Below are 20081 nucleotides of genomic sequence, written 5' to 3'. Positions count from 1 at the left end.
CCTCGGCCCCGGTCGGGGCGTCATTGCGTACCGGACCGCGGCATCGCGGCCGGACGCGTTACGATGCCGCCCTTCCCGCCCTGCCCTGCAGATTCCCCATGAAGGCCCGCACCTCCGTCGCACAGCCGGCCGCATGAGCAACACGTCACGCCGGGCCGCCGCCGGGACCGAGCCCCGCATCGAGCGCCTGCAGCCCTGGATCGCCGCGCTGCTGAGCGCGCTGCTGCACCTGTTGCTGGCCCTGCTTGCGATGTCGGCCGCCCCGGTCACGATGTCCAATCCCGAAGGCAGCGCGGGCGGCAGCCGGATCGACGTCACCTTCATCGACGTGGCCGACCCCATCCCGTCGCCCCCCGAGCAGCCACCCTCGCCGCCCGAGACGCCGCTGGAGCCCGTGCCGCCGCGCGAAGCGATCCGACCCCCGGCCACCTCGCCGCTCCAGGTCACCCGGGTCGTCCAGGCCGACGAATCCCTGCCGCCGGATGCGCAGGCCACGCGGGAGACCGCGGAACCTCCCGCCAGCGCCGCGGCGCCGCCGCGTCCCCGCCGCCACGTCCGCGGCCAGCCGCCGGGGATGCTCCCCGAACACCACGCGCCGGTGAACGCCGGCCCCGCGCGCAGCCCCGCCACCGACCGCGGCCGCAGGTACAACGCGTCCGCCGCCGAAACCAACATGGAAGCCGGTGGCTTCCAGGTGATTTACGACCTGCTGGGCGAAGCCAGGCTGCGCGAATGGCGCGACGCCGGCATGACCGAGCTCTACCTGCCGCTGCCGGGCACGCGCCGGCTCATGGTCTGCCCGCTGGAAACCGCGCTCCGGCGCGAATCCGGCCCCTGCCGCCTGGTCGAACCGGACGATCCCGGGCTGGCGGAGATCGGCGATGCGCGCAAGGTCATCACCATGGACCGGGTGTACCGGCAGGGCGAACTGCTCTGGAGCGGGCCGGGCCCGTACCGGTGAACCATGCCGAACGGCACGTCCCCTGCGGGCGCTGCAGGCACACTCTTGCGGGCAAACCCTTGTCCCGCCCCCTCCGGAGCACCATTCCATGCTGCGTACACTGCTGCTGTCCTCCGCGATCGCCCTCGCCCTGAGCGCCTGCGACCGCACCGCCACCGAGCCGCCGATGCCGACTACCGCCGCCACGCCCGCCGCCCCCGCCCAGGGCGAGAATCCGCTTTTCGCCGCCAGCACCCTGCCGTTCCAGGCACCGGTGTTCGACCGCATCGAGGACGCGCACTACCAGCCTGCGATCGAAGAAGGCATGCGCCAGCACCTGGCCGAGGTGCGCGGGATCGCCGACAACACCGCGGCGCCGGACTTCGCCAACACCATTGAGGCGCTGGAGCGCAGCGGCACCCTGCTGACGCGCGCCGCGTCGGTGTTCTTCGCCATGACCTCGGCCAACACCAACCCGGCGCTGCAGTCGGCCGAGGAAGCCCTGGCGCCGAAGCTCGCCGAGCACGGCGACGCCATCCACCTCGATCCCGCGCTGTTCGCGCGGGTGAAGACCCTGCATGACCAGCGCGCGGAGCTCGGCCTCACCACCGAGCAGCTGACCCTGCTTGAGCACACCTACGACAGCTTCGTTCGCGCCGGCGCCGAGCTTGATGCCGACAAGCAGGCCGAGCTGCGCAAGCTCAACAGCGAAGAGTCCTCGCTGACCACTGCCTTCTCCAACAAGCTGCTGGCCGCGACCAAGGCCGGCGGCGTGCTGGTGGACGACGTCGCCAAGCTCGACGGCCTGGACGAGGCCACGATCGCCGCCGCCGCCGAGGCCGCGAAGGCCGACGGCAAGGACGGCCAGTGGTTGCTGGTGCTGCAGAACACCACCCAGCAGCCGGTGCTGGCATCGCTGACCGACCGCGGCGTGCGTGAGCAGGTCATGGCCGCTTCGCTTACGCGCGCGCAAAAGGGCGACGCCAACGACACCCGCGCCACCATCCAGCGCCTGGCCGAACTGCGCGCGCGCAAGGCCGAGCTGCTGGGCTATCCCAGCTACGCCGCCTACGGCATCGCCGACCAGATGGCGGGCACCCCCGAGGTTGCGCTGAAGCTCCTGACCGACACCGTGCCCGCGGCCACCGCGCGCGCGAACGCCGAGCTTGCGAAGATCCAGGCCCTGGTCGACGCCCAGGGCGGCGGCTTCACCGCCGGCGCGGCGGACTGGGACTTCTACGCCGAACAGGTGCGCAAGGCCGAGTTCGACCTCGATGCCGAAGCCATCAAGCCCTACTTCGAGCTCGACCGCGTGCTGAAGGACGGCGTGTTCTTCGCCGCCGAGCAGCTCTACGGCATCACCGCGAAGGAGCGCACGGACCTCCCGGTCTACCACCCCGACGTGCGCGTGTTCGACATCTTCGACGCCGACGGCACCCAGCTGGCGCTGTTCTACCTCGATCCGTTCCAGCGCGAGAGCAAGCAGGGCGGCGCGTGGATGGGCAACTTCGTCGAGCAGAACGGCCTGACCGGCGACATCCCGGTGATCTACAACGTCGAGAACTACACCAAACCGGCCGAAGGCCAGCCGGCCCTGCTGAGCTTCGACGACACCACCACGCTGTTCCACGAGTTCGGCCACGCCCTGCACGGCATCTTCTCCAAGACCACGTACCCGAGCGTGGCCGGCACCAACGTGCCGCGCGACTTCGTCGAGTTCCCCTCGCAGTTCAACGAGCACTGGGCGCTGGATCCGAAGGTGTTCGCCAACTACGCCAAGCACTACCAGACCGGCGAGCCGATGCCCCAGGCGCTGGTGGAGAAGATGGTGCGCGCGCGCACTTTCAACCAGGGCTACGCGACCACCGAGTACCTGTCGGCGGCGCTGCTGGACATGGCCTGGCACACGCTGCCGGCGAGTGACGCGAAGAAGGACGTCGACGCGTTCGAGAAGGAAGCGCTGGCGAAGTACAAGGTGGACCTGGCGGCGGTGCCGCCGCGCTACCGCACCAACTACTTCAGCCACATCTGGGGCGGCGGCTATGCGGCCGGCTATTACGCCTACTTCGGCGCCGAGGTGCTGGATCACGACGCGTTCCAGTGGTTCCGCGAGAACGGCGGGCTGACGCGCGAGAACGGCCAGGTGTTCCGCGAGAAGATCCTGTCGATCGGGCATTCGCGGGATCTGGCCGAGGCCTACCGCGAGTTCCGCGGCAAGGAGCCGAGCGTGGAGCCCCTCCTCGAGCACCGCGGCCTGAACTGAGCCACCCACGGCCCCGGCAACATCCGGCCGGGGCCTTTTCTTTTGTGGGAGCGGCTACAGCCGCGATCAACGAAGCCGGTACATCACCGGCGTGCTGTACCGGCTCCGCTGGAATCACTCTGTCGCCATGAGGTATTTCAGGCCGTGGGTGAAGCCACGCGGCGCGACGCTCAGACACCATTAGACCGAAGCCGGCAGCGCCTTACTGCGGCATCCGCGCCGGTTCCAGCAGGCCCGGCGTGAACGACAGGCCATGGCCCACGTCGGCGATGCAGACACGCTCCCTGGAAGCGAGCCGGGTCCACTGCTTCGGACCCGGTTCCTCGCCACCGATGTGGTCGGGCTGCATCCACGCGCGACCGCTGAGGTAGTTCACGCTGGTCTCCATGATCTCGCCGGACCCCCGGTGCAGACCCCTCTCGTCATAGCCGACCAGCCGCATGCAGCCGACTTCAAACCGGAACGTAAAAGTCACGGTCCGCATGCGCCAGGACCCCGCGCTCCACCAGCTGCCCAGGGATACCTGCCATGTCCGGTTCGGGCGGAATTCCACTCCGCAGACCCCGTCCGTGCAGAGGACATCATCCATTGCCGGGATCTCCGCGCGTGGCACCAACGTGTCGTCCACCATGACCCTCCGCCATTCCCCGTCGGGCATGGTGACCACCGCGACCAGCATGCGCGGATTGGGCCAATGACTACTGCGGAAATTCGCCGTCGACGTACAGCCACAGCCCGTCCACCCGTTCGAACCGGCTCACCTCGTGCAGACGCAGCGCGGGTGCGCCACCGGTCTTGTAGCGGGCGACGAATTCGACCACGGCGGTGTCGTCGCCGAGCGCGGCGTGGCGCCTGACCTCGAGTCCCAGCCAGCGCAGGCCCGGCGTGTCGTCCAGCTCGAATGGATCCGGCCGCGTGGCGGGATGCCAGGTGGCCGCGAGGTAATCACGCAGGCCAAGCACGTAGGCGCTGTAGCGGGAGCGCATCAGCGCCTCGGCGGTGGCGGCGGGAGCGCCGTCGTGCGAGGGCTGGCAGCAGGCGGCGTAGGTCGTCGAGGGGTTGCAGGGGCAAGGTTGGGACATGGTGTGTAGGGGGGTCGCGCAAATCAGCGCTTGAGGCCGGCCACGATCTCCGACACATCGAGGCCCAGCTCGAGCTGCACGCGCACGTAATCGCGCTCCTTGCGCGACAGAGTGCGGCCGGCTTCGATGCGTACGTCCTCTGCATGCAGGATCCGCATGATCTGCGGCATCGCGGAACCGATGGCATCGGGGCCATAGCCGGCTTCGCGGAGGGCCGCGCGGAGGAGAGCTTCAACGTCCATGACATTCCTGATCGTGCGTGGGACGGTGCATTGTGAGGCATGCGCGGAAGTGGCGACGCGGCGGGTGGCGGAGCCGTTCTGGCGGCTCTCAGCCCCGCAGCGCCCGCACCGCATCGGTACCCGCCGGGAAATGCAGGCGCGCCGACGTATCGTTCGCGGCCTGCCACACCGCGTCCGCAACGTCCTCCGGACGCGTCCCCGCCTCGACCTGCGACAGGCCCTCGAAGACCAGGTTCGCGAACGCGGCATAAGGTTCGGTGACCAACCCCTGCATGCGCTCGGCGCCGTTGTCGGCGAAGCGTGTGTCGGCGCCCGGTGGCAGCGTTCCACCGCGCCTTCAACCTGATCGCCGACGGCGGCTGGATCGCGTTCAACATCAAGGTGACGTTCCTGGGGCAGTCGGACGAGAGCGGCCTGGCGCTGTTCATCAAGCGCCTGGTGGCCGGGGAGTTCCTGCAGCTCTACCATCTCGAGCGCTATCGCCACCGAATCTCGATCGAGGACAACCCGCTGCACTACTGCGCCGTGATCGGCCGCAAGCTGGCGACGATGGCCGACGACGCCTAGTGGAGCGAGCCGGAGTCGCCGGGCTGCACCCCGGCGGCTTCGATCAGTGCCTTGTCGACTTTCAGCCAGTGGCTGTCCTGGCCATCCGGCTCCAAGGTGGCCTGGAACGGCGCCGAGGCGAAGGTGCCCTCCACCGTTACCTGGCTGCGGGTCGGGAGCTTGGCGCTCGCGCCAAGCACGCCTTCTTCTCTCTGGCCGAAAATTTATTCCACTTCGAATTCCCCGACCAGCACGGTCTCGCGCACGTCCGTCAGCCGGAGCGTCACGGTGCGGTCGTGCTGGTTCGCCTGTCCGAAGTTGGTGGACAGCCACAGTTGCAGCGTGGTGGCGCCGGTCACGAGCTGCTGGCTGTCACCGAAAAAGTTCGCCTCGACCTTGTACGAGCCCCGCCTGGCCTTGCGAAGGGCGAATTCCTCGGGCCCGTACCCGCCGGTGAAGTCCTGCGACATGCGTCCGCCCTGGTAGGTCAGGCGGTTGCCGTAGTACGCCCTCTCTCCATCGGGATCGGTCACCCACAGGTCCATGTCGCTGTTGTCGCTGTCCCAGCTCAGCACCGTCCTGAGTGCGAGCGGCAGGTTGCGAAGCAGGCGGCGGTCGACGAACGACGTGTCGAGCGGCGACCGGGAAGTAGCGACGATGCCGTTGAGCTCCGCGAGCGCGATTTCCGACACTCCGCTGAAGCGCGGATCCCACTCGCCCTCGACAACCTCGTACAGGCGCTCGATCGCCTCCTGCGGTCGGCCGGCCGCCGCGTACGCAAGCCCGAGGTCGCGGTACGTCTGCGGTTCCTCGCCACCCATCTCCTGCACGCGCTCAAGCACGTCGACGGCGAGGCTCGGTTGCCCGGCCTGCATCAGGCGATACGCCAGTACGCGCAGCACGTGGCGGTTCTCGAGGTCCATCTCGGCCAGGTTGGACAGCACGCGCAGTGCCAGCGCCGGTTGCTTCTTCTCGAACAGGACATCGGCGACGTCGAGGTAGAACGCCGTCCCCGACGCGTTGCGCGCGCGCTCGTCGAGGTAGTGCGGATACACCTGGTCGGCGGGGAGCTGGCGCAGGCGTCGCGCCGCGGGCGCGTCGGAGCGCCAGGGCGCCAGCGTGATGGATGCGCCGTACGCGGCCTCGTCGCCCTCTTCGAGCCGCGAGCCCGTGACTTCGATCCGATCGAGGGACGCCGGCGCGGCCGATACGGGCGGGGCCGGCGGGGCCGGCGGCGGCGCGGGCGTGTCGATCGGCGAGGGGGCGTCGAACACCACCGGCGGCTCGCCAGCTCCAACCGGCACCATTTCCCCCTGGTCCGGCCGCGAACCCCGGCCGTCCTTCGGGAACGGGGCTTCCCACCACTCCACGCGTGCATTCCAGTCCTCGGCGATGGCGTCGAGCCGCTGCTGCCGTCCCGCCGAACGCGTGCGTTGCCCTTCGCCCTGCAGCCGCGCGAACGCCTCGCGCAGCTCCACGGGAGGCTGGATGTCGTAGCGGACGAAGTCCTCCACGTCGTCGAGGACCAACAGCGAGGTCTGCGGCGTCACCATGCCGAAGTCCTTGCCCAGTCCGGCGATGGCGGCACGATGCCGGCGCGGGTCGGACTGGAGCGTGGCCAGCCTGTAGCCTGCCCAGACGCGCGCCGCGAGACGGCCCTCAACGAGGGTATCGAGCGGAACGTCCACAGACCGGTGGTGGCCCGCGGCGTCGGTGACCTGCAGTCGCAGCGCGGACTGGGCGTCGGCCAGGCGCCCTGCGATGCGGAACACCCCGTCGCGCGCGTGGATGGACGCGGCGATCAGGTCGGTCACGCCAAGGCCCTCCAGGGTCGTCAGCCGGGGCGCGTCATGAAGGAGTTCGCGTTCGGCCGCCGCCAGTGCGGCGCTGTCGCGGATGCCGATGAAGGCGCCGCCGCTGGCCTCGGCCAATGCCTGCAGCCGTGCGCTGTCGCCGCCGCCGCCCGCGTGCACGGCGAACAGGCGTTGCGAGGCGCCGAGGCTGGGGAATCCGGACGAGCCGTAGTTGAACAGGCCGTCGCCGAACAACAGGTACTCGCCGACGCCCGGATCCGGTCGCCAGCCATCGGGACGCGTCGCGCCGTCGTACACCGTGCCTTCCAGCGCACGACGCAATGCCGACCAGTCGCCGTTGCGGACCTGGAAGCGCTCGACCGGATCCGCGACATCGCGCAGCCGGACCAACTGCACGTCGACCGTGCCCGCCTTGCGGAAGTAGGCATCCAGAAGCGCGAACTCGAGATCATGCGCGCGCCGCGCCCCGGACATCGAGGCATCCCAGAGCAGGCCGACCGAGCCGGGCAGCCGGCGTTCCACCGCGGCGCCACCGGCGGGGACCTCGGCCACGAAGTACGTGCCGTCGCCATGCCGCTGGCTGTGGAAGCGCGGCGCGGCCGCGCCCGGGAACTGCAGCGTGATGCCCTGGCCGGGACGCGTGCTTCCGCGCCCGACCGCGATGCGGTGCTCGCCGGCACTGCTCGCGACACGCGCCGGGCGCACGGTGCCGGTGACAACCGGCGCTTCGGCGGACCGCACGGTGACCTGCACCTCCGGCAGTTCGCGCGCGAACTGCAGCGGCACGGTTGTCGACCACCCCGCGCTGTCGCGCCGGAGGGCTTCGGACACGATGACCCGCACGCGGCGCTCCCCACGCGGCGGAAGCGGATAGACCCGCACCCGGAAGAACTCGCCCTGCGTCTGCTCCAGCAGGCCCGGATCGACCTGGCGACGCTCGATGGATTCGAACACCTGGCGGGCGCGCTCCTTCTCGACCGGCACGGCATCGCGCATCCGGCCGTCGATGTCCAAGGCGAACCCGACCACGCTCTGGCCCGGCTGCAGCGGGAACTCCAGCCGACCCTCCAGCACCCGCGCGTTGGGATTGTGGAAGGTCATGTCGATGGTCGTCTGCGCCATGCCGGCTGCGGCATCCACCGCGATCGCCGCCGACGCAAGCCGGACCGGGACCTCGGCATGGTCGGCCTGCATGGCCATGGGCGCGATGCGACGGACGGGTGCCTGCGCGGGCGATGACCCGATGCAAAGCCCGGAGAGCACGGCCACGAACAGCGCGAAGTACCGCATGCGATCCCCTTGCCTACCCCGCGCGGTCGGTTGACCGCGCCCTCCGGGGTGGCGCTGGCCGCAACAATAGCCGGACCCGGTGGGGTCGGCGCAATTCGGGGCGACAACGCCATGGCATCGACCAGGTGATGCGCGTTGCGCCACGCCGCGTCGGGCGAGGCGCTTCAACTCGCGCCGGGGAGTGGCCCCTGCGCTGTGCTAGAATCGCCGCAGTTTCGCGCATTTTGCCGTCAATTCGCTTCGTATTCGACGAAGTTTGGCCCACTTGGGCCGCCATTGGCGATGTCCCCCGCGCGAACGCCATGCCCGGTATCGGCAGGAACGGAGCCAGGCTTCGGTCGGAGCTCCGACGTACTTCTTCCAGCGGTCCATCGGGTGCAGCCCGCTGCAACCGGGCGTCCGCGTGCCTGTCTGCCGGCGCGACACACCAAGGAGTGACACCAAGCATGACCCAGCGAATCGCCGTTCTCGGCGCCGGCCCCAGCGGCCTGGCCCAGCTTCGCGCCTTCGATGCCGCCCGCCGCGCGGGTGCCGACGTCCCCGAGATCGTCTGTTTCGAGAAGCAGTCCGACCTTGGCGGGATGTGGAACTACACCTGGCGCACCGGCCTGGACCAGCATGGCGAACCGGTGCACGCCAGCATGTACCGCTACCTGTGGTCGAACGGGCCCAAGGAGTGCCTGGAGTTCGCCGACTACAGCTTCGAGGAACACTTCGGCCGCCCGATCGCCTCGTATCCGCCGCGGCCCGTGCTGCGCGACTACATCATGGGGCGGGTCGAGCGCAGCGGCCTGCGCGACCAGATCCGCTTCAACACCGCCGTGCACGCGGTCGAATACAGCGAAGAGACCGGCAAGTTCACCGTCACCGTGCGCGAGCTCAAGGACGACCGCATGGTGAGCGAGGAGTTCGACTGGGTGGTGGTGGCCACCGGGCATTTCTCCACGCCCAACGCGCCCGCGTTCGAGGGCCTGTCGCAGTTCCCCGGCCGCGTGCTGCACGCCCACGACTTCCGCGACGCCTGCGAGTTCACCGGCAAGGACCTGCTGCTGGTTGGCAGCAGCTATTCGGCCGAGGACATCGGCACCCAGTGCTACAAGTACGGCGCCAAGTCGGTGACCTTCAGCTACCGCAGCGCGCCGATGGGCCACGACTGGCCGGAGGCCTTCAGCGAGCGCCCGCTGCTGACGCGGATGGAAGGCAATACCGCTCACTTCGTCGACGGCAGCAGCCAGGACGTGGACGCGATCATCCTGTGCACCGGCTACCAGCACCACTTCCCCTTCCTGCCCGACGACCTGACCCTGCGCACCAGCAACCGCCTGTACCCGCGGGAGCTGTTCAAGGGCGTGTTCTGGATCGACAACCCCAAGCTGGTCTACCTGGGCATGCAGGACCAGTACTACACGTTCAACATGTTCGACGCTCAGGCTTGGCTTGCGCGCGATGCGATCCTGGGCCGCACCGCGCTGCCCGACACCGAGGCCATGCGCGCCGACAGCGACGCCTGGTTCGCGCGCGAGAACGCATGCGCCGGCGCCGACGACGACATCGATTTCCAGGCGGCCTACGTGCGCGATCTCGTGGACCGCACCGACTACCCCGAGTTCGCGATCGAGAAGATGGCCGACATGCTCAAAGAGTGGCAGCGCGACAAGCAGGCCGGCATCCTCGACTACCGCGACAAGAGCTACCGCTCCACGATCACCGGCACGCTGGCGCCGCGGCACCACACGCGGTGGATGGAGGCGATGGATGATTCGCTGCAGGCGTTTCTTGACGATTCGCGCGGGTTGGAAGACCAGCTAGAGGTGAAGCAGGTGCCGAGGATGCGCATGATCCGCGGCAGCGCCGAGCACGGTCGTGAAGTGGTGCGAGCCAAGTGAGCCACCGGTCGGGTGGGACCATCGCCTGAGCCGACACACGGCGAAGTCGCTCGACGCGAGGCAGCCGGCGCACGGCATCAAGCGGTGACCAGAGTGATGTTCGGATGCGCCCCGATGATCTCCAGCACGATCTCGAAATAGGTTTGGCCCTCCCCGGCCTCGAGCGCGTCGAGCTGGCGACGGATGCGGTCGAAGTCGAAGCGCCCCGGTTGCTCGAGCTTTGCGAGCAGGTACTGGCGAGTGGTGTCGATGCCGAGCGCAACGCGGCTTGCCTCGAAGTGTGTCCAGACCAGCGTCACCGGCGCCTCGCCTTCGAGCACGCCGTAGCCGCCATGGAGCATATCGTGCAGAGCGTCGAGGCTGGGACCGAGTTGCCAGTCGACGCCGGTCATGAAGACACGGTTGATCTCGGCGTAGAACGACGGGATGTCGTGGATGCGGTTGCCGTCGAGGGTCACCGATGCAGACATGGGAATCAGAGAACCTGATCTCGCGCAACCATCGCTGGACATCCTCGGTCTATCGAAGAGTAATGCACCGGATCGACGGGGTTGAGTGCCTCGAACTTCTCGCGGAAATTGCGTTCCAGCGCCGCGCGGTCACGGATATCCGGCCGCAGCGTGTACTTGAGCTCGCCGAGCTTTTCGATCAGCTCCTGCTCGATAGTGCTTTCCCTGACGCGCATGTATCCCCCGCTTCCCGTTGAAGATGCAGCACCGGCCCCGTCTGGCGAGCACGCTGGAATTCTAGCGGACAAGCCCGGGCGGATGATCCTGTGCAGACGTGATATCGCGCGTAGCGGGCCCGACCGGTGGCGCCGCGCTACGGACTAATGTTGCAAGCGCCACCCCAACCCTGACCACCGCCCCGCGTGCTGCGCCAGCGCGTCGGTGATGACGTCCGCCCGCCCTGCCACATGCAGCTGGCGACGTGCGCGGGTCATACCGGTGTACACCAGCTCCCGCGAGAGCACGCGGTTGAAGCGCTCCGGCAGCACCAGCCACACCTCGTCGAACTCGCTGCCCTGGGCCTTGTGCACCGTCATCGCGAATGCGCTGTCGTGCGCCGGCAGCGCCGCAGGGTGGAACGGTCGCGGGTTACGCGCGTCGTCGCCTGGAAACCACGCCATCAACGTGCCGCTGTCATCGCGCAGGCAGATGCCGATGTCGCCATTGAACAAGCGATGCCGGTAGCTGTTCTCGGTCACCAGCAGCAGCCGGCCGTGGAAGTAGCGACTTGCCGCTGACGCGGGACCAGCGCCGCGGCGCATGCCAGCCAGCATCTCCTCGATGCGCGCATTGAGCCCACGTGCGCCCTGCGGCCCTTCGCGCACGGCGGTGAGGATGCGCAGGCGGCCGGCACGTACGAGGGCGTCGGCGGGGTCGCTGGCATCGGCCAGCGAGGCCCAGTGCGCGAGCAGATGCTCGCGATGCGACTGCAGCGGGTCGGCGTTGCCTTCGTGGAAATGCACGCCGGCAAGCTCATCGCCGCGCAGCAGTGACAGCGCAGTGGCGGTGTCGCCTTCGCGCACAGCAGCAGCCAGCGGCGCGAGGTCGAGCGCCGCGCTCTGGCGGTAGCCGCGGGTGAGGTGGACGTGCCGGGCCGGGAAGGTGGCGCCGGGGGCAGTGGCTTGGGCGGCGCGCAGGATGCCGGCGAGCACGTCGCCCGCTTCCACCGAGGGCAGCTGGTCGGGGTCGCCGAGCAGGACCAGGCGCGCGCCGTCGGGCACGGCTTCGACCAGCTTGGCCATCAGCGGCAGGTCGATCATCGAGGCTTCGTCCACCACCACCACGTCGAACGGCAGCGGGTTGTCGGCGTGGTGCCGGAAGCGCGGGGAGTCGGGGATGGTGCCGAGCAGGCGGTGCAGCGTGGTGCCGGTGGTGGGCAACTGCGCGCACAGCGCGGGGTCGACGCCGAGCGCGGGCAGCGCCTGCACGGCGTTGCGGACGCTTTCGGCCATGCGTTCGGCGGCGCGGCCGGTGGGCGCGGCCAGGGCGATGCGCGGCGGCGCGGTGCCGGCCTCGTGCGCTTGCGCTGCCAGCAGCACCAGCATGCGGGTGATGGTGGTGGTCTTGCCGGTGCCGGGGCCGCCGGTGACCAGCAGCGGGCTGTGCCGGAGCGCGGCGGCGGCGGCGCGGGACTGGGGGTCGTCGCTGGTGGCGGCTTCGGGGAAGAGCTGGGCGAAGAGGGGCGCGAGGTGTGCGGGAACCTGCGCGTCGTTGGCATCCGCATCGGCGGCGGCCGCGCCTGCGTGGGGCACGGCGCGGCCGATGCGGCGCAGGCCGTCGGCCAGGCGGCGCTCGTACTCGCGGTAGCGGCGCAGGTAGACGAGGCCGTGTTCGTACACGAGCGGGGCGTCGGCGGCGGATTCGGTATCGCCGGCGTCCGGGCGGGCGACCCAGCGCGAGGCTTCGAGTGCGGCGGTCCAGGCCTCGGGTGTCGGCCAGTCGATCGCGGCATCGACCAGGCGCTGCGGCTCCGCGGGGTCGAAACCGGCGTGGCCGGATGCAACCGCGAGCGAGGCCAGCGCCGCCGCTGCGAGCACGGCGTCCGGCGTGTCCGGCTCCAACCGGCGCAGGCTCTGCGCCAGTGCGTGGTCGAGCGTACGCAGCGCGCCGGCTTTGACGAGTTCTTGCAGCAGGCCCATGCGGCGCGCTCCATGCGCCTGCTCCGGCGGCGGCGCATCGCGTCCATCAGGGGCGCTGGCTGTCGCGTCGGCGGCCTGGCCCTCCGGAAAGAGCGGGAGCGTACTCATGCCGCAGCCTCCGTGGCCTGGCCAGCAAACAGGGCGTCGAGTTCGTCGACCAGCTCCGGCGTGAACCGCCACGCCTGCACGCCCTGCGCATCAGTGCGAGAGGCATCCAGGCCACGACAAAACACGTAGCGCACGCCGCCGAAGTCGCGGGCGTAGTCGTACTTGTCACCCAGCCGGAAGCGCAGCCAGCGGTGCAGGGCCAGCGTGTAGATCAGCGCCTGCAGGTCGTACTCGCTGTGCGCCATCGCATCAATCAGCTGCGCGGGGCCGTAGCCGGGCAGGCGGTTGGACTTGTAGTCGAGCACGTACCAGCGGCCGTCGTGCACGTAGGTGAGGTCGATCAGGCCGGTCATCAGGCCTTCCAGCCGGCGCCGCGCGCCGAAGCCCTGGCGCGCGGCGAGCAGGCCGTGGCGGTGCAGCAGCGCGAGCAGCGCGTCGACGCGGGTGGGCGCGAGCGCGAACTGGAACTCGATCTCCGGGCGGCGCCGGTCCGCGGGCACGTCGGCCAGGCGCACGCCTTCGGGCAGGGCCACGGTGAGCGTGTGGCCGATGAGCGGGGTGAGCACGCCGATGCCGTCGTCGAGGTCTTCAGCCGGGTAGCCGCCGGCGCGCAGGCGGTCGGCGATCAGCTTGGCGTCGTCGCTGCCGGGCGCGGGCGCGCCGGGCGTCCACGCGGACCAGCGCGCGAAGTCGGTGTGTTCCAGCACGTCGTGCAGCACCACGCCGAAGCGGGTGCCGGCGAAGCGCGGGTCGAAGACGTCGCTGTCGGCGGCCGGGTCGGCGCCCGACGCAAGCTCGGCATCGGCATCTGCCGCGGGCTCGTCCTGGCCGCCGGGGGCGGGCTGGGTGGCGCTGGCGGAGGCATCGCCCTGGCCTTCGGCGTTGGCGAGCTGGGTGAAGCTGTAGACCCACCAGTCGCTGGCCAGCGCGCGCGAGGCGATGCGCGCGGGCGGCACGGCGTCGGTGGATTGCGGCGCGAGCCACGGCAGCGTGGCCGGCGGCGTGCTGTCGTCGATGGCCACCGCGGTGCCGAGCGCCGCGGCCAGCGCGTCGGGCTTGGCCACCATGTGCAGCAGCGGCGACTTGTCGTGGTTGCTGAAGAGTCCGCTGGCCAGCCACAGCGCGTGACGCGCGCGGGTGAGGCCGACGTAAAGCAGGCGTGCGTCCTCGGCGCGCTGCGCGAGGGTCCAGGCGTCCTTCGCCGTTTCCCAGCCGGAGCGCGACGGCAGCAGCTTCCAGTGCAGCGCGCGGCCGCCTTCGCCGTTCACCACGGCGCGCTGCCCGGGGCTGCGCGTGGGCGAGCCGATGGCCGCGAACGGCATGAACACCAGCGGGTATTCCAGGCCCTTGCTCTTGTGCAGGGTGACCACCTGCACGCGCCTGGCGTCGGACTCCAGCCGCAGCAGCTGGCTCTCGTCGTTGGCATTGGCATCGGCTATGGCATTCGCCAGCCAGTCGACCAGGCCGTGCAGGCCGAGCGCACGCGCCTGCGCGTCCTGCAGCAGTTCGGCCAGCTGCAGGTAGTTGGTGAGCCGGCGCTCGCCGTCGAGCAGGCCGAGCAGGCGGCCGGCGTGTTCGGCGCAAAGCTCGTTGATGAGCGCGAGCGGGCCGCCGCGCTGCAGGCGGTCGCGCCAGGCGAGTGCGGTGAGCTGCCAGGTGCGCAGCGCTTCGCCATCTTCGTCGAGCGCGGCGATCGCGGTGGCGTCCAGGCCGACCAGCACCGTGGACAGCGCCATGCGCAGGCGGCCGTCGTCGGCGCCGTGCAGCAGGGCGAGCAGCAGCGCGTGCAGGTCGCGCGCTTCGGGCGTGGCGAACAGGCTCTGCTTGCCGGCGGCCACCGCGGGGATGCCGGCCATCGCCAACGCGTGGCGGATACGCGTGGCCTCGTTGTGCGAGCGCACCAGCACGGCGATGTCGCCGGGTTGCACGGGGCGGCCTTCGATGCTGGCGTGGCCTTCGCGCGCGTCGGTCAGCACGCGGTGGATGGCAGCGACGCAGGCGCGGGTGGCGAGTTCGCGCGAAGGGCCGGCGTTGAAGGGTTTGAGCTTGCCCTTGCTGTCCGTGTCCTGCGGCAGCGGCGCCTGCCACACGGTGAGCGCCGGCGCCGGCGCGCCGTGGCGCAGGAAATCGTCGTCGCTGCGCACGCCGCCGGGCGCGACCTCGCGGAAGCCGATGCGACTATCGATGAAGGGCGGCGGGATGCGCTTGGCTTGATCGGTCTGTGTGTCGCCATCGGCGGCCGCCTGCGCCTGCGCGTACAGCGCCGACACCGCACGCAGCACCGAAGGCCGCGAGCGGAAGTTCTGCGACAGCGGCGGCGCATCCTCGGCGGTCGCGCGCGCAGCGAGGTAGGTCTCGACGTCGCCGCCGCGGAAGCCGTAGATCGCCTGCTTGGGATCGCCGATGACGTACAGCGCCGGTGCCTGGCCGTGCAGCGCGGCGCTGGCGGCGCCGAACACGCGGTCGAAAATGCGCCACTGGCGGGCATCGGTGTCCTGGAACTCGTCGACGAGCGCCACGGCGTACTGCGCACGCAGGCGTTCGACGAGCTCCGCGGCCTGCGGGCCGTCGATGGCGTCGGCGACGCGGTCGATCAGGTCGTCATAGGTCTGCACGCGCTGTTGCTGCTTGGCGCGGGCCACGCGCTGGCGGGCGTCGTCACGCAGGCGGTGCAGCAGTTCGACGCGGCGGGCGTCCTTCCACTCGGCCATCGCGGTGAGCGCTTCAAGGTAATCCGGCACGGCATCGCAGATCGGCGAATCCGGGGTGCGGCCGGCACCGGCCTTGCTGGTGCGCAGCAGCAGGGTGTCGCGCGTCAGCTGCGGGAGCTTGGAGTGTTCGAACGCCGTGCCGCGCTGGTCGGCGCTGCACCACTGCTGCAGGGCATCGAACAGCTCGGCGATCCAGGCGGTCTTGTAGCTGCCGCCGTGCAGGATCTTGCCTTCCACGGCGTCGACCAGCGACGCGCGGAAATCATCGCCGTGCGCGCGGAATGCAGTGGCCAGAGCTTCGCCGCTGGCGTGCAGCCGCGGCGCCGGATCATCGGGCAGTTCGGCCAAAGCCGGGCGCAGCACGGGTTCGCGCACCAGCGGGGCGAGATCGGCGGCCAGCGCCTGCGGGCCGCCCGGCCACAGCGCCAGCAGGTCGTCGGCGGCGTCGGCGGCGCTGCCGTGCGAGCGCCAGAGGTCGGCGGCGATGGCCTCGTACAGGGCGGTATCGCTGGTGAGCAGCTCCGGCGCATCGAAGGCCTGGCCGACTTCCAGCGCGTGGTCGCGCAGCACGCGGGCGCAGAAGCCGTGGATGGTGAAGATGGCCGCAAGGTCGATGTCGTTGGCGGCGGCGTGCAGGCGGCGGCGCAGGGCGTCGGCGGATTCGCTGCCGTGCGCCAGATGCGCTTCGAGCACGGCGTGGGTCAGCTTTGCTTCGGGCGAGGCATCCGCCGCCAGCGTGGCGCCGACCAACTGCTCGGCCAGCAGCAGGCGCGCGCGGATGCGGCTGCGCAGCTCCTGCGTGGCGGCTTCGGTGAAGGTGACGGCCAGCACCTGGCCCACGCGCAGGCCGCGCTCCACCACCAGGCGCACCACCAGCGTGGCCAGGGTGAAGGTCTTGCCGGTGCCGGCGGAGGCCTCGATGGCGTGGACACCGTCGAGCGCGAGGTCGAGGTAGGGATCGCGCGCCGCGCTCATTCCGCGTCCTCCAGGTCGAGCGCGGCGGCGATGTCGCGCAGCGCGCCGACGTCGGTGCCGCCGTAGACGTTGCCTGTCACCACCGCGGAATAGATCGCCATCGCCAGGTCCACGAACGCGACCTGGGTGGCCTCGTCGGTGAACGGATCGCGGCCGCGCAGGGCGAGCCGCAGCGCCTCGCCAGTGCCTTCGCCCCAGCTGCGGTCGCTGCCGTGCCAGCGCTTGGCGGCGAGATCCAGGCCGCGTTCGAGGCGGTCGGCGCGGAACAGCTCCCAGCCGCTGTAGGGCGCGAACGGCAGCGGCCGGCGCAGGCCCTTGTTGCGCAGGTTGATCAGCATGCGCAGTACGTCGCGTGCCTGTTCGGGGTCCAGCGGCGCACGGACGTGCGGACCGACGCCGGATTCGCCGCCGTCGTGGAATTCGATCAGCGGCATGGATTGCCCCGCCGCGCTGGCCAGCAGCCAGTCGAGGCCATTGCGGATCGCGGACTGTCCGGCGGGCGGGTCGAAGCGCACCCGCGCCAGGCCCTGCGGATACGCATCGGCGATGCGGCCGTGCAGGGTCAGGCTGCCGGCAGCGACACCGCCGCCCTGCAGCGTCACGCCATCGATCGCGACCTCGAGCCGCGGGGCATCGGGCTGTGCGGCGCCGCGCCACTCCCCGAACGCCGCCGCATACGCATCCACCTGGCCGCGCACACCTTCCAGGGTGCGGCGGCCCAACGGTCCGGACGGCAGCAGCCCGCGTGCGCGCAGCAGCGCATGCGTGGTGGCATCGTCATCGCCGCGCAGCACGGCGTCGAACACGGCCTTCTGCAGCAGCTGGCGTGTGAAGCCACGGCCCGGCGCCAGCAGCGGCTCCACGTCCTCATCGACCTGTTCAACCTCGGCCAGCCGCAGGCCGAGGCGCTGCTTCAGGAAGACCTCGGCCGGCGCCTGCAGGAAGCGGCGCAGTTGGTCGAGCGCCAGCGTGCTGCTGTCCTCGCTGTCGTCGCCCGCACCCGGCGCCGCCAGCGCCTGATCGCCAAACCACGCCGGCAGCGCTACCCGCTTCTGCGAAGGCTGCGCCGCCGCCGGCCACCACTGCGCGTGGTACGAGAACCGCCGCGGCTCTTCATCGCTGCCAAACGCGGCGGGTGAGAACGGCTGCAGCGGATGCCGCAGCACCAGCGCCTCACCCGCCTTCGCCTCCGGCGCGTGCTGCGCATCCGCGGCCGCCAGCAGATCCGCCACCAGCACCGATGGCTCGCGCGCGCTGCCATCGCGCGGGTCCGCCCCCTGGTAGCTCACGTAGAACACGTCCTGCGCGGCGGCGAACAGCTGCAGGAACAGGAAGCGGTCGTCATCGCGCGTTGAGCGATCGCCCTGGCGGCGCTGGCCGCTGGCGAGGTCCGCGGTGAGCCGGTCCAGGCCGCCGGCGGGATCGCGGCGCGGGAAGGCGCCGTCGTCCATGCCCAGCAGGCAGATCACCCGGAAGGGCAGCAGGCGCATCGGCACCATGCGGCCGATGCTGACGCCGCCGGTGAGCAGCGGCGCGCGGGTGTCGGCTTCGGACAGCGCGGCGCTGAAGTGCGCGCGCACCACCTCGGCCTGCACGGGGGTGTCGACGCCGGCGTGGCGCGCATCGGCGGCGAAGTCGTCGACCAGGCTGCGCAGGCGGTCCAGCGCGCGCCGCGTCGCGGGCGAGGACGGCGGCTGCGGCAGCAGCGCATCGAGCAGGCCCAGAAGGCGCTCACGCCAGCCGTCGGGGGTCAGCGTTTCATCGAGCACGCGGGCATGGCGCGCGAGCACGCGCAGCAGCCGCACCATGGTGTCGAGGGCGTCCAGCGCGCTGCCTTCCAGCTCCGGCATCGGCGCGATCACCTGGCCATCGGGGCTCATGATCGGGGCATCGCTGCCGGTGGCGTGCCCGAGCAGCAGGCGGTCGAGCGCGAAGGCCCATGTGTAGGCGTCGTCGGCCGGCGCATCCAGGCGCGCGCGGTGTGCGGCGTCCAGGCCCCAGCGCGCGCCGGCGGCGTGCAGCCAGGCGTGCAGGCGGGCGAACGCGACGGCATCGAGCGCGGCGGCTTCGGCCAGCGGCGGGCTGGCCAGCAGGTCGAGCGTTTCGACCAGGCCGAAGCGCGCTACCGGCAGCGCCAGCAGGCGCAGGAACACCTCGGCCAGCGGCTCGCCGGCCAGCGGGCTGGCGTCGGCAACGGCATAGGGAATGGAATCGGCGCGGCCGCGGCCGCCGAACACCGCATCCAGATACGGCAGGTAGGGATCGATGTCCGGCGCCAGCACCGCGACCTCGCGCGGCTCCAGCGGCGGGTCGAAGCGTGGATCCTCAAACAGCGCGCGCAGCTGGTCGTGCAGCACCTGCAGCTCGCGCAGGCGGGTGTGGCAGGCGTGCACCTGCAGGCTGGGATCGTCGTGGCGCAGCGCCGGCAACCGGGCGCGGGCATCGTCCGCGGTCGGCACCAACGGCGGCGACGGGCGGCGGTGGAACAGGTCCGACTGCAGCTGCCGCAGCAGGCTGCCCTGCAGCGCGCCGCCGCCTTCGCCGGGATCGGCATCGCCGCGGAATTCGACGTCCGGATGCACCACTTCGTAGTTGCCCAGCACCGCCATGAAGTCGCGCCCGGCCGCGCCCCAGGCGCGCAGCAGCGGGTTCTCGCCGGCGGCCGCATCCGGGTCGCCGCCGCGCACGCGCTGCAGGTCGCCCCAGTAATCGCGGCTCGGCGATGGCACATAGAGATGCAGCGTGCCGGTGCGCGCCACGGTCGCGATCACGCGCAGCACGTCGGGCGAGACGTTGAGGATGGCGAAGGCGAACAGGCGCTTGGGCAGTCCGGACGGCGGCGGCGCATCGACGTCGGCAAAGCCGCGCAGATAGGCATCGATGCGCCGCGCGCGGTGGTCCGTGCCGCCCGCCACCCGCCGCCACAGCGCGGCCTGCGGATCGCGCGGCGCCTCGCCTGCCTCCCAGGCCAGCAGCCATTCGCGGCGCCAGGCCTTGTACTTCTCGAAGGCCTGCGCGAGCTCGCCGGCCAGCGACCAGGCCTTCAGCGGATCGGGCGACGCTTCAAGGTAGGCGCGCATCGGCTGCAGCGCGCGCTCACGCAGCAGCGCCGGATCCGCCAGCGCAGCGTGGATGCGCCAGCGCAGCGCGGCCGCATCAAGATCGTCGCCGCGCCCCGGCACGTTGGCATCCAGCGCGCGCTGCACGAACTCGCCCGGGGTCAGGAACTCCAGGTTCGCGGCGACGCCGTGCGCCTGGGCGAGCGTCGCCTGCAGCCAGCGGCGCATGGCCGGCTGCGGGATCAGGATGACGTCGGGCTCGAGCAGGCCCTGCCCGGGCGCCGGCGTGCGCAGCTCGGCCGCCAGCAGCCCCGCCAGCACATCCAGCGCATTGGAGTGATAGAGGCGGAAGTCGGGCGTGTCGGTCATTGGCCGACCATCCTGCCGCAATGGCGTCGCATCGCGCGAGATCCTGACGGCACCGCAGCGCAGCGCGCGGAACCCTACCGCGCGTACCGGCTCAATACCTGCTCCCACGTGTCGACCACCGCCACGCCCGTTCGATCCGCCGTGGAAGC

The 20081-nt window shown here is 70.9% G+C and carries 14 protein-coding genes and 1 pseudogene; 4 read left to right on the top strand and 11 right to left on the bottom strand.

All coding sequences use genetic code 11. The annotated features are described in order from the left end of the window. The first annotated feature begins 133 nt into the window (after positions 1 to 133). Positions 134 to 961 carry a type II toxin-antitoxin system RelE/ParE family toxin gene (locus tag ACW7GZ_RS13360; protein WP_457004830.1) on the top strand — a complete coding sequence of 276 codons (828 nt, stop codon included), beginning with the start codon at positions 134 to 136 and terminating at the stop codon, positions 959 to 961. Between the two features lie 88 nt (positions 962 to 1049). Further along, a complete protein-coding gene (dcp, locus tag ACW7GZ_RS13355; protein ID WP_457009675.1) occupies positions 1050 to 3203 on the top strand; it encodes a peptidyl-dipeptidase Dcp in 2154 nt (717 codons plus the stop codon). A 202-nt stretch (positions 3204 to 3405) separates the two neighbouring features. On the opposite strand, the gene ACW7GZ_RS13350 is transcribed toward dcp, so the two are convergent. The 4 genes from ACW7GZ_RS13350 to ACW7GZ_RS13335 all read right to left on the bottom strand — a co-directional run bounded on the left by ACW7GZ_RS13350 (position 3406) and on the right by ACW7GZ_RS13335 (position 4801). Beyond that, positions 3406 to 3882: a hypothetical protein gene (locus tag ACW7GZ_RS13350; protein WP_457009673.1), complete on the bottom strand. Its 477-nt coding sequence runs from the start codon at positions 3880 to 3882 to the stop codon at positions 3406 to 3408. 19 nt (positions 3883 to 3901) lie between these two features. Continuing rightward, positions 3902 to 4285: a YchJ family protein gene (locus tag ACW7GZ_RS13345; RefSeq protein ID WP_457009671.1), complete on the bottom strand. Its 384-nt coding sequence runs from the start codon at positions 4283 to 4285 to the stop codon at positions 3902 to 3904. A gap of 23 nt (positions 4286 to 4308) precedes the next feature. Then, positions 4309 to 4527 carry a polyprenyl synthetase gene (locus ACW7GZ_RS13340; protein WP_457009669.1) on the bottom strand — a complete coding sequence of 73 codons (219 nt, stop codon included), beginning with the start codon at positions 4525 to 4527 and terminating at the stop codon, positions 4309 to 4311. Between the two features lie 88 nt (positions 4528 to 4615). Beyond that, entirely contained in the window at positions 4616 to 4801 is a 186-nt protein-coding gene (locus tag ACW7GZ_RS13335; RefSeq protein WP_457009667.1) for a hypothetical protein, read from the bottom strand. Positions 4802 to 4842: 41 nt separating this feature from the next. Here ACW7GZ_RS13335 and ACW7GZ_RS13330 point away from each other — a divergent pair, with 41 nt between their 5' ends. Then, positions 4843 to 5094 (top strand): hypothetical protein, encoded by a 252-nt coding sequence (locus tag ACW7GZ_RS13330; protein WP_457009666.1) that lies wholly within the window; start codon positions 4843 to 4845, stop codon positions 5092 to 5094. Between the two features lie 2 nt (positions 5095 to 5096). Here the strand turns inward: ACW7GZ_RS13330 and ACW7GZ_RS13325 are convergent. Together ACW7GZ_RS13325 and ACW7GZ_RS13320 are read right to left on the bottom strand one after the other, a co-directional pair. Beyond that, positions 5097 to 5264, bottom strand: a pseudogene (locus tag ACW7GZ_RS13325) (DUF1905 domain-containing protein); the annotation flags it as partial. A 33-nt stretch (positions 5265 to 5297) separates the two neighbouring features. Next, positions 5298 to 8177 (bottom strand): VIT domain-containing protein, encoded by a 2880-nt coding sequence (locus tag ACW7GZ_RS13320; RefSeq protein ID WP_457009664.1) that lies wholly within the window; start codon positions 8175 to 8177, stop codon positions 5298 to 5300. Between the two features lie 446 nt (positions 8178 to 8623). Between ACW7GZ_RS13320 and ACW7GZ_RS13315 the strand changes: the two genes are divergently transcribed. Continuing rightward, positions 8624 to 10063, top strand: coding sequence for a flavin-containing monooxygenase (locus ACW7GZ_RS13315; RefSeq protein ID WP_457009662.1), 1440 nt, complete (start codon positions 8624 to 8626; stop codon positions 10061 to 10063). 77 nt (positions 10064 to 10140) lie between these two features. On the opposite strand, the gene ACW7GZ_RS13310 is transcribed toward ACW7GZ_RS13315, so the two are convergent. The 5 genes from ACW7GZ_RS13310 to recC all read right to left on the bottom strand — a co-directional run bounded on the left by ACW7GZ_RS13310 (position 10141) and on the right by recC (position 19932). Beyond that, entirely contained in the window at positions 10141 to 10533 is a 393-nt protein-coding gene (locus ACW7GZ_RS13310; RefSeq protein WP_457004815.1) for a barstar family protein, read from the bottom strand. 5 nt (positions 10534 to 10538) lie between these two features. After that, a complete protein-coding gene (locus ACW7GZ_RS13305; RefSeq protein WP_457004813.1) occupies positions 10539 to 10748 on the bottom strand; it encodes a hypothetical protein in 210 nt (69 codons plus the stop codon). Between the two features lie 144 nt (positions 10749 to 10892). Beyond that, positions 10893 to 12710: an exodeoxyribonuclease V subunit alpha gene (gene recD / locus ACW7GZ_RS13300; RefSeq protein ID WP_457009828.1), complete on the bottom strand. Its 1818-nt coding sequence runs from the start codon at positions 12708 to 12710 to the stop codon at positions 10893 to 10895. Between the two features lie 104 nt (positions 12711 to 12814). Further along, positions 12815 to 16504, bottom strand: coding sequence for a UvrD-helicase domain-containing protein (locus tag ACW7GZ_RS13295; RefSeq protein ID WP_457009660.1), 3690 nt, complete (start codon positions 16502 to 16504; stop codon positions 12815 to 12817). Beyond that, positions 16501 to 19932, bottom strand: coding sequence for an exodeoxyribonuclease V subunit gamma (gene recC / locus ACW7GZ_RS13290; RefSeq protein WP_457009826.1), 3432 nt, complete (start codon positions 19930 to 19932; stop codon positions 16501 to 16503). The genes ACW7GZ_RS13295 and recC overlap by 4 nt, the downstream gene beginning before the upstream one ends. Between the last annotated feature and the right edge of the window lie 149 nt (positions 19933 to 20081).

The sequence above is a fragment of the Luteimonas sp. A537 genome, from assembly GCF_054052065.1.
The sequence above is the reverse complement of the archived record's forward strand: the minus strand, read 5'-3'. Positions and strand labels throughout refer to the sequence as shown.